Source organism: Bifidobacterium sp. UBA6881 (genome assembly GCA_002451435.1).
In the GTDB taxonomy this organism is placed as follows: Bacteria; Actinomycetota; Actinomycetes; order Actinomycetales; family Bifidobacteriaceae; genus Bifidobacterium.
In genome coordinates this window covers 1-1,209 of the sequence record DKCF01000028.1, presented here as the reverse complement: position 1 = coordinate 1,209, position 1,209 = coordinate 1, and the positions used below count along the sequence as shown (strand labels likewise).

General features: G+C 52.5%; 1 protein-coding gene. It reads left to right on the top strand.

The genetic code is table 11. The annotated features are described in order from the left end of the window. Positions 1-111 precede the first annotated feature (111 nt). Positions 112-1,209, top strand: a 1,098-nt coding sequence (locus tag B3C64_RS02070) for an ATP-binding protein (protein WP_349679946.1), incomplete at its 3' end; no start/stop codon positions are given.

Sequence of the window (1,209 nt, the reverse complement as noted above, 5' to 3'; positions counted from 1 at the left end):
AAATGTTTCATTCGACGCAAAAGCTCTATAATGCGACATTTTCATCTCGATATAGGCTCTATAATTGTACAAAATCAATAGAAAACCAGCTCTATAATTGTACAGGAGGGTATGATGCTGCGTCGCAAAGCGTTGGAAAGACTGGCCGCATGGAAGCGCGGCAAAACCACGCAAGCCCTGCTCGTCGACGGCGCAAGACAGGTCGGCAAAACCACCGTAATCGAGGAGTTCGGACGCACATATTACGAACACCTGGTGGAACTGAACTTCATCGACAATCCCGAAGCCCTGTCAGCCGTGCAAAAAGCCAATACCGCCGATGACTTGTTCATGGCAATCGCCGCGTTCGCGCAGGATGAGTTGATACCCGGTAAGACTCTTGTTTTCCTAGATGAAGTACAAGCCTGTCCCGATGTCGTCACCATGGTGAAGTTTTTGGTGCAACGCTATGGGCAATACGACTACGTGTTTTCCGGCTCGCTACTGGGTACCGGATTGCGTGGAATCAGATCCGTACCGGTGGGATTCCTCGACTCGTTCACCATGTATCCATTGGACTTCGAAGAATATTGCATGGCTCGGAGCGTTTCCAATCAGGCGCTAGAAGAGGTCGCCGACGCATTCAGGAATCGCCGTCAGGTCAATCCCGCCATCCATCAGCGCATGACCGACCTGTTCCACGAATACCTAATCGTCGGCGGCATGCCTGCAGCGGTAGACGCATTCGTCAAGACCCATAACGTGCAGCAACTACGCTTGCAGCAGCAGTCCATCGTAGACCAGTACAGACGGGACATCTCGCAGTACGCGGACAATCTCGCAGACGCGCGCGCCATACGCCGAATCTTTGATTTGGTTCCGGCGGAGCTGAGCCAGCAAAACAAACGATTCCGCATCACGCAGGTGTCCAAAGGTACAAGATTGTCGCGCGAAGAGGACCGATTCCTTTGGCTGGCCGATGCGGGCGTGGCATTGCCCGTATACAACGTGGATGAACCCCGATACCCACTCATGCTTTCCATGAACTCACGTCTGTTCAAGCTGTTTCTCAACGATGTGGGACTGCTCACCTGCATGTGCGGCATGGATGTGATTCGCGACCTGCTCAACGACCGCACCGACATCAATTACGGAGCTCTGTACGAAAACGCCATCGCGCAAGAACTGAAGGCACATGGGTTCAATCTCTTCTATTACAAGAACAACTCG